We start from the raw sequence: 10,194 nt of genomic DNA on the forward strand, positions 1-10,194 counted from the left end.
CGGAGCACCACGTGCCTATTGCAGTGACCGATTACAACCATGTCCGACTCACCGTCAGTGACATCGACCGATCCCGATCGTTCTACGACTCGGTGTTCGGCTTCGAGGTGGCCTACGCCTGGGATCCCGACGCGGACGAGGAGACCAAGAAAGCCCTGTGGTTCCTCTTCGGCGGCGTGATCTACAAGTTCGGCGGGGGTTTGCTCGGTCTGCGCCCGGTCGCGCCGAGCGACGACACCTTCGCCGAAGATCGTTGTGGGCTGGACCACCTCAGCTTCACCGTCGATACCCGTGCCGCGCTCGAGGATGCAGTCAAGACGCTCGATGAGCTCGGCATCGCGCACGAGGGCATCAAGGACGCAGGGCCCGGACTGTCCATCGTGGAGTTCCGCGACCCCGACAACATCGCTCTCGAGTTGTCCGGACCCGACAAGTAACGGTCGGACGCAGGGCCTGCGGGAACGACCCCGCAGACCCTATTGCGCGGCGCTGACCGAGGACATGTGAAAGTCCGGAATGCGCAGCGGCGGCATTGCCGTGCGAGTGAACCAGTCCTTCCACTCGCGCGGCAGTGTCGCCTCGGTCCGTCCGGCCTCGGTGACACGTCGCAACAGATCCAGAGGACTCTCGTTGAACCGGAAGTTGTTGACGGCTCCGATGATCCGGCCGTCCTCGATGGCGTAGACACCGTCGCGGGTGAGACCCGTGAGCAGCAACGAGGTCGGATCGACCTCTCGGATGTACCACAGTGTCGTCAGTAACAGCCCGCGCTCGGTCGACGCGACCATCGCGTCGATCCCGGTGTCGCTGCCGCCGGTGAGGATCAGATTCTCCCCGGGGACGGCAACGGGTACCTCGAACTTCCGGGCTCCGGCGCGTGTATAGGCCAGTGCTGCGATCGCGCCGTCCCGGATCCAATCGACCCGGTCGATGCCGAGACCGTTGTCGAACACCGACACCGCATCACTGGAGGAGCCCGCCGCGACGAACGGCGCGTACCCGAGACCGGGCTCGCGCGGGTCGGAGTGCAGCGTCAGCGGCAGCTCGGTGAGCTTCTCGCCGACTCGGGTGCCACCGGCCCGCGAGAGTGCGGTGCGCCCCTCCTGGGCCCCGCGCCCCTCCATGGTCCACATCAGGTAGATCATCAGATCGGCCACGGCGGAGGGCGGCAACACCGTGTCGTACCGACCGGCGGGACGCTCCACGGTGTTCTGCGCCCAGCCCAGCCTGGTGGACAATTCTCCGAGCATCGATGCCGCCGACACGTCGCGAAAATCGGCTGTACCTTTTCCCACCCAGGCACTCGCCCCGGACCGCTTTCCGTTGACTTCGATCGACCCGGTCGGCTGTGTGAACGTGCGTCGCACTCCGGTCGAGGTTCCGAGCCACACGTTGTCGACGCGATGCTCGGCGAATCCGTACAACGTGTCTCGGCCGTCGAATCCGACGTTCAGTTCCGTTGCCAGCGAACCGAACACGTCGATCGACGTGGCCTGCGCGTGTCGATCCCAGCCGTCCGGCTCGGAATCGGGGGTCAGCAGCGGCATCGCGTCGTCCGCAGGCTCGGCGGCGCGGGCCGCTGCTTCACTGGCACGCACGACGTCCGCGATCTCGCTCGGATCGACACTGGTGGACGACACCGAACCCACCCGCGCCACGTCCCCGTTCCGGACGATGGACACCACCACCCACTGCCTCGAAGTGGAGACGCCGTTCGTGGTCATCGAATTGCCCGCCCACCGAAGCGTCGCGTCGCTGGAGTCGGTGACGAGGACGACGGTGTCGTCGACGTTCGCACACGCCAACGCACGTTCGATCACCTGCTGCGGCTCGATCATCGACCTGCCTCCGATCGGGTGTTGAGGACGTTGACCCCGCGGAACAGTGCGACCGGGCAACCGTGACTGACCGCGGCGACCTGACCGGGTTGGGCCTTGCCGCAGTTGAATGCCCCACCGAGTTTCCAGGTGGAGCGACCTCCGAGCAGTTCCATCGAACCCCAGAAATCCGTCGTCGTCGCTTGATAGGCGACGTCGCGCACCTGGCCGTCGAGCACACCGTTTCGAATCCGGTAGAAGCGTTGTCCGGTGAACTGGAAGTTGTACCGCTGCATATCGATCGACCACGATTTGTCGCCGACCACGTAGATACCGTCCTCGACCGCGGCGATGACCTCCTCGGTCGACCGGTCGGTGTCGGGATCGGGCTGCAACGACACGTTCGCCATGCGTTGGATCGGAACGTGATGTGCGGAGTCGGCGTAGGAGCATCCGTTGGACCGTTCCAGTCCGAGCCTCGGGGCGAAGACCCGATCGAGTTGGTAGCCGACGAGTGTTCCGTCGCGAACCAGATCCCACTTCTGCGCGGCCACGCCGTCGTCGTCGTAGCCGATACTGGCGAGACCGTTCACCTCGGTCCGGTCTGCGGTGACGTGCATGATGGGTGAGCCGTAACGCAAGGTTCCGAGCTGATCGGGTGTGGCGAAGGACGTCCCGGCGTAGGCGGCCTCGTACCCGATCGCTCGGTCGTATTCCGTTGCGTGTCCGATGGATTCGTGGATGGTGAGCCACAGGTTGGTGGGATCGATGACGAGATCCGTCGGACCTGCCACCACCGACGGGGCCTTGACCTTCTCGGCCAGCCACTCCGGGATGCGCGCGAGTTCGTCCGCCCAGTCCCACGTGCTGTGTTCACCGAGGTATTCCCAGCCGCGTCCGACCGGCGGTGCCAATGTCCGCATCGAATCGAACGCACCGGCCGCTCGGTCCACGGCAGTGGCCTCGAACTGAGGGTGTAGTCGTACCCGTTGCTGAGTGATCGAGCTGCCCGCCGAATCGGCATAGAACGACTGTTCCTTGACCTGCAGCACCGACGCCGTGACGTGGTCGACGCCGTCGGAGGCGGACAACCTGGCCGAGTACTCGGCCAGCAGCGCCACTTTGTCGGTGGTGGGAACGTCGAACGGGTCGATCTCGTACTGCGAGACCCAGACCGCGTCCGAGTACACCGGTTCGGGCGCGAGTTCGACCCGTTCGCGGTTGAGCACGCGTAACGCCGTCGCCACCTCGGCCGCACGCCGCGCCGTGGTGGCAGCCGCGTCGGTACTCAGCTCGGCGTGAGAGGCGAAACCCCAGGTGCCGTCGACGACCACGCGCACCGCCAACCCGATTTCCCCCGCGTCGACGGCGGATTGCACCGAGCCGTCGCGCAGTGAAATCGACTGGGTCGTCAGCCGCTGCACCCGGAAGTCCGCATGCGAGGCTCCGGCCGTGCGCGCCGCGCTCAGGGCCGCGTCGGCAAGTTCTCGCAGGGGGAGGGCGAGGAAATCGGCGTCGACCGACCGGTCCGATGGTGTCGTCACGACTGTGACGCTAGCCGAATTGTTGCCAGCCGAGGCGTAGGACCATGCCGATCACGACGACGAGCAACACGATCCTGACGAAGCCTGCACCCCTGGCGACCGCCGTCCTCGAACCGAGTACCGCACCGACGACATTGCAGGCGGCCATCGCAGCACCGAGTTGCCAGTACACACTGCCGGTGAATGCGAAGTAGGTCAGCGCACCGACATTGGAGCCGACGTTGATCACCTTTGCCATCGCGGCGCTGCGGACGAATTCGGTGCCCAGCATCGTCGCGAAGACGATGATGAGGAAGGTGCCGGTGCCGGGTCCGAGAATGCCGTCGTAGAACCCGATGCCGGCTGCGGCGAGACCGATCACGATCAGAACTTTGCGATGGGTCGGGGGCGACGGTGCCGCGGTACGACCGATGGTCGGTCGGCAGGTCACCAGTACCGCAACGCCGACCAGCACGACCATGATGATCGGCACGAAGAGGTCGCGGTCGATCAACGACACCGCGGCAGCGCCCGCCGCCGAGGTCGTCGCCGCGATCGCGCCGGCAGGAACGAGCACCTTCCAGTCGAGCGAGACCTTGCGGGCGAACGTGACGACGGCGGCGACTGTTCCGAAGACTGCGGTCGCCTTGTTGGTCGCGAGGGCTGCCTGCTGTGTCAGTTGCGGTGCCACGAGCAAGATCGCCGGCAACAGAATGAGACCGCCGCCGCCGACCACGGCGTCGACCCATCCTGCTGCCGTCGCGGCGGCCATCAACAATCCCCAGTCCGCGACAGTCATACGGCAAACTCAATCACATGCGTCGATTCAGCCTGTGGCTCCGTGGCCAACCGTTCGTGGCCGACGCACTGCTCGCCAGTGGGCTTTTCGTCATCGAGATTCTCGTTTTCGTGAGTTCGGCCGACGGCCTGAACGGGCCGTTGTTTCTGGCCTTCTCGGTGGTCCTGACCGTTCCCGTCGCGTGGCGGCGTCGGTTCCCCAGGTCCGTGGCGGCCGTGGCGCTCGTGTCGACGTTCGTCGCCGACGTGTGGGGAGCCATGGTCGGGGATACCTCCAACGGCCATCCGGCCGCACTGGCGTTGCCGATCATGCTCTACACCCTGGTGGCCTACGTCGGCCGCGCGCAGGGGGCCGTCTACGCCGCCGGTGTGGCCGCCTACTCGGTGTCGTCGTTGTTGCTCTTCCACCAGCCGTTGTTCACGACGCTGCTGTTCAGCGCTCTGCTGTACGCACTGTCGTGGGTCGCTGCCGAATTCCTCGGTGCCCGACGCGCATACGACGAGGCGATGGAGGCCCGACTGATCGTGGCCGAGTACGACCGGGATCGCCGCGCCGAGGAGGCCGTGCTCATGGAAAGAACACGCATCGCGCGCGAGCTGCACGATGTCGTCGCCCACGGGGTGAGCGTGATGGTGGTCCAGGCCGACGGGGCGTCGTATGCCATCCGGCGCAACCCCGAACGTGCCGAGCAGGCGGTGGCCAACATCTCGGCGACGGGCCGGCAGGCGCTGGCCGAACTGCGTAGAACGGTCGCACTGCTGCGAACGACCCCCGACGCGGACGACATGCCCGAGTACGGCACGGCCGGTCTGGCCCGCGTCGTGGAAATGATGAGTCGAGCGGGCCTGAACGTCGAGTTGGAACAGACGGGCAATCTCGACGACATCAGTCCGGCGATCAGTCTCGGCGTACACCGACTCGTCCAGGAATCGCTGACGAACGTTCTTCGGCACGCCGGCCATGCCCCACGAGCCGTCGTGCGGGTCGCACGCGAAGCAGACACCGTCACCGTCGAGATCTCCGACAACGGCACCGGCAGTGCGGCGCCACCGACCCGTGGCGGAGGACACGGACTGGTGGGGATGCGGGAGCGAGTCGCGGTGTTGCAGGGCACGTTGCAGGTCGGTCGAACACCCCAGGGCTCCTGGCTCGTGCGGGCGAGACTGCCGATCGAGTAGGCGTTAGGTTGTGTCGGTGCCGATCACCGTTGTCGTCGTGGACGACCAGGAACTGATGCGAATGGGCCTGAACATGGTGCTCGAAGCCCAGGACGACATCGAGGTGATCGGTGAAGCGTCCGACGGCTCCGGTGCCATCGAAGCCGTGGCACGGTTGGCGCCCGCCGTGGTCTTGATGGACGTCCGCATGCCCGGGATCGACGGGGTCTCCGCCACTCGAGCGATCACCGAATCGGGATCGGACACCAGGGTTCTGGTCATGACGACGTTCGATCTCGACGAGCACGTACTCGGTGCGCTCAGGGCAGGAGCCAGTGGATTTCTGCTCAAGGACACACCGCCCGAGGATCTGGTATCCGCGATTCGGAGCGTGGCTGCGGGTGACGCCGTCGTATCACCGAAAGTCACGAAGAGGCTGTTGTCGCGGTTCGTCGAGCGCACCGAGCCGGCCGTCGACCCATCGGTACTGGACGGCCTGACCGGGCGTGAGCGAGAGGTCATGGCGCACCTGGCAACCGGGCTGTCCAATGCCGAGATCGCGACGGTGTTGCACCTGTCCGAGGCGACCATCAAGACCCACATCGGCCGAATACTGACCAAACTGGGAGTACGTGACCGAGTGCAAGCCGTCGTACTCGCCTACGAATCCGGCCTCGTCAGACCCGGATCCTGAGAATCTCCAGGCAAACAGGACGCATCGGGAGAAAAACGACTGTGCCGGACGTTGTACGGACCAAGCGAAGAAAGGACCGTCATGCTCGCTCTGTTCGTGCTCTACGTCGTGGTCGAGGTTGCAGCCCTGGTCGCTGTGGGCAGTGCACTCGGTGTGCTGTGGACCGTGGTGCTGCTCATCGCCGGATCGTTGGTCGGTTCGTTGCTGGTCCGTTCGCAAGGCCGGCGGGTACTGGACGGCCTGCGACGCGCATCGCAGGGTGAACGCTCGGCCGAGGGAGCCGTGGCCGACGGCGCACTCTTCGCTGCAGGGTCGGTGGCCATGTTCGTGCCCGGCCTGGTGACCACGGTGGTAGGCCTGTTGCTGTTGATCCCACCGACTCGCTGGCTGCTCCGGCCTGCCGTGCTGTGGGCGGCCGCGCGGTGGCTGCCCCGAGTCGCGGCGTCCACTCGGCGCATGCGCCCCACGGTCATCGACGGTGAGGTACTCGACGACCGTACGGCCGACGAGAATCGCGGACCACGAACCACCGGGCCGTCGCTCGTTCTCGAGGGTGAGGTGATCGACCCGGGCCGCGTCGATCCCGCTGCCGGGGATTTCCCCAAGCCCCACCGGTAGGGGCAGACTGGTCGCTCGTGACCACCGAATTGTTCTGCGGCGGACGGATCTACAGTCCTTCGGCTCCCGATGCCACCGCCATGGCCGTGACCGACGGAATCATCAGCTGGATCGGTGAGGATCGCACCGGAAGAGCCTTGCACCCCGGCGTTCCCATCACCGATCTGGCCGGTTCTTTCGTTGCTCCGGCGTTCGTGGACACGCACGTTCACGTGACCGACCTCGGACTGTCGCTGATCGGCCTGGACCTGAGCCGGTCCACGTCGATCGAAGAGTGCCTGCGCATGGTGCGAGAACATGCGGCATCCTCGGAAGACGAACTGCTCTGGGGTCACGGTTGGGACGAGTCGACCTGGTCCGAACAACGTCCTCCCACCACCGCCGAACTCGATGCGGCTGCTCCCGGACGAGCGGTGTACCTCACCCGAGTCGACTCGCATTCTGCCGCCGTATCCACCCGGTTGCGGTTCGCCGCGTCCGCTGCCGACGCCACTTCCGGCTACTCCGAACAGTCTCCACTGACCGCAGACGCGCACCATCGTGCTCGGCAGACCGCTCGCTCGCTGCTCACCGCCGACACCCGACGCCGAGCAAGGGCTGCTGCGCTGGACGACGCCGCGGCGCACGGGATCGTCGCGGTTCACGAATGTGCGGGACCGGTGGTGTCGGGCATCGACGATTTCCGCGAACTCATGAACACCGAGCACGGCGTCGAAATACGCGGCTACTGGGGCGAGCTGGCAGATACCGCCGAACGCGCCCGTGAGTTGCTCGAAGAGACCGGTGCCCACGGATTGGCAGGCGATATCTTCGTCGACGGATCCCTCGGGTCGCACACCGCATGGTTGAGCTCGCCGTACGCCGATGGTCCCGGAACCGGTGTGTCGTACGCAGATGTCGACGCCATAGCTGCACACATCGCCGCCTGCACGACGGCCGGAATTCAGGCCGGCTTCCACGTCATCGGCGACGCCGCTGTGTCGGCCGCCGTCACTGCATTCGGCCGGGTGGTCGCCGATCTGGGCACACCCGCCGTCGCGTCCTGCGGACACCGGCTCGAGCACGTGGCAATGGTGTCCGCGCAGCAAGCCGACCTGTTGGCGTCGTGGGGCGTCATCGCCAGCATGCAGCCGGCGTTCGACGCGGCGTGGGGCGGAGCCGACGGCCTCTACGCCGCGCGTCTGGGTGCCGAGCGCGCTGCCGAACTCCATCCGTTCGCACGCCTGGCGTCTGCGGGAGTCTCGCTGGCGTTCGGCTCCGATGCGCCGGTGACGTCCCTCGATCCGTGGGCGACGGTCCGCGCTGCGGCGAACCACCGCACTCCGGGGAGCTCGGTGTCGCCCCGTGCTGCGTTCTCGGCTGCGACGCGCGGTGCATGGCGGGCGGGGGGAGTGCGCGACGGTTTGGCCGGAACACTGGTGCCGGGAGCCCCCGCGTCCTTTGCGGTGTGGGACGTGGACGAGCTCGTCGTGCGAGCACCGAAGGACAGCGTTCAACGGTGGTCGACCGACCCCCGTGCGGGCGTGGCACCGCTGCCCAGCCTCGAGGCGTCGTCCGTCGGTCCCCGCTGCTCGATGACGGTGCACCGTGGACGGGTCGTTCATGAGCAGTGAGAACCCCTCGACCGCGCGACTGACCCGGCTGTACGGACCTGCGCTGTCGACCGTCCTGGCTGCCGTTGCCGGCGCGCTCGTCTTCGCCAGTTTTCCGCCGCGAACGCTCTGGTTTCTGGCACCCATCGGCATCGCAGTACTGGCACTGGTTCTGACGGGGTTCGGCGGCCGCCGATCGGTGTCGCTGAAAGGCGGATTCGGATACGGCTACGTGGCCGGCCTCGCCTTCTTCGTTCCTCTGCTCCCGTGGATCGGCGTCTACGTCGGCCCGGTGCCGTGGCTCGCGCTGGCCGCAGCCGAATCGGTGTTCCTCGGTCTGTTCGGTATGACGGCCGTGCTGGTTGCGCGGAGCGCGTGGTGGCCGCTGTCGATGGCCCTGATGTGGAGCGCCGCCGAGTGGCTTCGGTCGAGCGTTCCTTTCGGAGGGTTTCCGTGGGGCCGGCTGGCGTTCGGACAACCCGAGGGCTGGTTGCTTCCGTTGGCGAGCATCGGAGGCGCACCGCTGCTCAGTTTCGGGGTCGCGCTCACCGGTACCGGACTGGCCGCGCTGGTGCTGACACTCACGCGTCGCGTCACCGCCCGATCGCTCGTCGGACCGGTCGTGACCACGGCGATCGCATCGATCGCTGCGGTGTCGCTGATCCCGACTCTGCACACGAACGACACCGGGGACGGCGATCGCACGGCGACGATCGCTGCCATTCAGGGCAGTGTTCCTCGCCTGGGGCTGGACTTCAACGCGCAGCGACGCGCGGTACTGGACAACCATGTGCGCGAGACGATGGCGCTGGCCGCCGATGTCGACGCGGGCAGGCAACCCGCGCCGGATCTCGTCGTGTGGCCGGAGAACGCATCGGATATCGACCCGCTGCGCAACTCCGACGCTGCGACGCTCATCACGCAGGCGTCGGTTGCCGTCGGTGCCCCGATTCTTGTGGGCACCGTCCTGGTCAACGCGAACAACACGAACACCAATTCCGTCATCGCGTGGAACGGTGCCGACGGACCAGGGGAGCGGCACGACAAGAAGATCATTCAGCCCTTCGGTGAATACTTGCCGTACCGAAGTTTTTTTCGGCTGTTTTCGGAATACGCCGATCGAGCGGGCTATTTCGTTCCTGGAAATGGAAACGGTGTCGTACACGCTGCAGGAATAGCGGCCGGAATAGCCACGTGTTACGAAGTCGCATTCGATCGGGCCCTCGACGAGTCCGTTCGTTCGGGTGCGCAATTCATCGCGATCCCCACCAACAACGCCACGTTCGGCGATACCGAAATGACGTATCAACAGCTGGCGATGTCGCGGGTGCGAGCCGTCGAACACGGACGCACCGTCGTGGTTGCCGCGACGAGCGGCGTCAGTGCCGTAGTCGGACCCGAGGGGAACGTCCTGCAGCAAACCCCGCTCTTCGAGCCGGATGTACTGGTATCGACGGTCGAACTGCGGAGCTCGCTCACACCGGCAACACGCATCGGTTTCGGCGCGGAGCTGGCGCTGATTCTGGCCGCGGCATTGGGGTTGATCGCGACGCTCGTCGGCGTCCGACGTCGACGGCTTCGGGAATGAAACAGTCGTCAAGTTCGTTCGGGTCGGTATTCGGCGCATCGACGGTCCGAATCACAATCATTCGTTCGATGTAAAAACGGCGGTCGGGTGGCGCACACAAGCGATCTTGTAACAAGCTTCCCCGAACAATCGATGCCCACTAGGACTACCGCACAAAAGAACTTCGCCGATGTTGTATCTTTGTAAGCCGCTGGAGGTGTTGGAGGTCCAGGATGCGGCCGCCGTCGTGCCCCCGAACGCCGCCTCGGTCACGATGTCAGGGGAGCGAACAATCGGCATCGATGCCGCGTCCGGATCGAGCGCCTGACAGGGAGGGGGAACCGTGTTCCTGAGTTCACGGACACCGTCGATCGGCTCTACTTCGCGTGAGGTTCCCGCGATGCAGCCCGCCCGGTGAAAACGGGGT

9 protein-coding genes are annotated in these 10,194 nt (G+C 66.0%); 6 read left to right on the forward strand and 3 right to left on the reverse strand.

The window, feature by feature from the left end; all coding sequences use genetic code 11:
* Positions 1-11: 11 nt before the first annotated feature.
* A complete protein-coding gene (locus tag J1M81_RS02820; RefSeq protein WP_027497108.1) occupies positions 12-437 on the forward strand; it encodes a VOC family protein in 426 nt (141 codons plus the stop codon).
* A 39-nt stretch (positions 438-476) separates the two neighbouring features.
* Here the strand turns inward: J1M81_RS02820 and J1M81_RS02825 are convergent, their stop codons facing one another.
* Genes J1M81_RS02825 through J1M81_RS02835 form a run of 3 tightly spaced genes read right to left on the reverse strand, consistent with a single transcriptional unit; the run spans position 477 to position 4,139 of the window.
* The gene (locus J1M81_RS02825) at positions 477-1,838 is read right to left on the reverse strand and encodes a metallopeptidase TldD-related protein (protein WP_032372417.1); all 1,362 of its coding nucleotides are present in this window, start codon (positions 1,836-1,838) and stop codon (positions 477-479) included.
* Positions 1,835-3,361 carry a TldD/PmbA family protein gene (locus J1M81_RS02830; RefSeq protein ID WP_032382028.1) on the reverse strand — a complete coding sequence of 509 codons (1,527 nt, stop codon included), beginning with the start codon at positions 3,359-3,361 and terminating at the stop codon, positions 1,835-1,837. The genes J1M81_RS02825 and J1M81_RS02830 overlap by 4 nt, the downstream gene beginning before the upstream one ends.
* A 10-nt stretch (positions 3,362-3,371) precedes the next feature.
* The gene (locus J1M81_RS02835) at positions 3,372-4,139 is read right to left on the reverse strand and encodes a TSUP family transporter (RefSeq protein ID WP_032370548.1); all 768 of its coding nucleotides are present in this window, start codon (positions 4,137-4,139) and stop codon (positions 3,372-3,374) included.
* A gap of 17 nt (positions 4,140-4,156) precedes the next feature.
* On the opposite strand from J1M81_RS02835, the gene J1M81_RS02840 reads away from it, so the two are divergent.
* The 5 genes from J1M81_RS02840 (at position 4,157) to lnt (ending at position 9,788) form a co-directional block, all read left to right on the forward strand.
* Positions 4,157-5,317: a sensor histidine kinase gene (locus tag J1M81_RS02840; RefSeq protein WP_032400743.1), complete on the forward strand. Its 1,161-nt coding sequence runs from the start codon at positions 4,157-4,159 to the stop codon at positions 5,315-5,317.
* Positions 5,318-5,333: 16 nt separating this feature from the next.
* Positions 5,334-5,990: a response regulator transcription factor gene (locus J1M81_RS02845; protein WP_027497113.1), complete on the forward strand. Its 657-nt coding sequence runs from the start codon at positions 5,334-5,336 to the stop codon at positions 5,988-5,990.
* An 81-nt stretch (positions 5,991-6,071) separates the two neighbouring features.
* Positions 6,072-6,608 (forward strand): FxsA family protein, encoded by a 537-nt coding sequence (locus tag J1M81_RS02850; protein ID WP_032400742.1) that lies wholly within the window; start codon positions 6,072-6,074, stop codon positions 6,606-6,608.
* A gap of 17 nt (positions 6,609-6,625) precedes the next feature.
* Positions 6,626-8,221, forward strand: coding sequence for an amidohydrolase (locus tag J1M81_RS02855; RefSeq protein ID WP_032400741.1), 1,596 nt, complete (start codon positions 6,626-6,628; stop codon positions 8,219-8,221).
* Positions 8,211-9,788 (forward strand): apolipoprotein N-acyltransferase, encoded by a 1,578-nt coding sequence (lnt, locus tag J1M81_RS02860; RefSeq protein ID WP_206497549.1) that lies wholly within the window; start codon positions 8,211-8,213, stop codon positions 9,786-9,788. Before J1M81_RS02855 ends, lnt begins: the two co-directional genes overlap by 11 nt.
* The last annotated feature ends 406 nt before the right edge of the window (positions 9,789-10,194 follow it).

It is taken from the genome of Rhodococcus sp. KRD175 (assembly GCF_017168275.1).
Taxonomy (GTDB): Bacteria; Actinomycetota; Actinomycetes; order Mycobacteriales; family Mycobacteriaceae; genus Rhodococcoides; species Rhodococcoides fascians.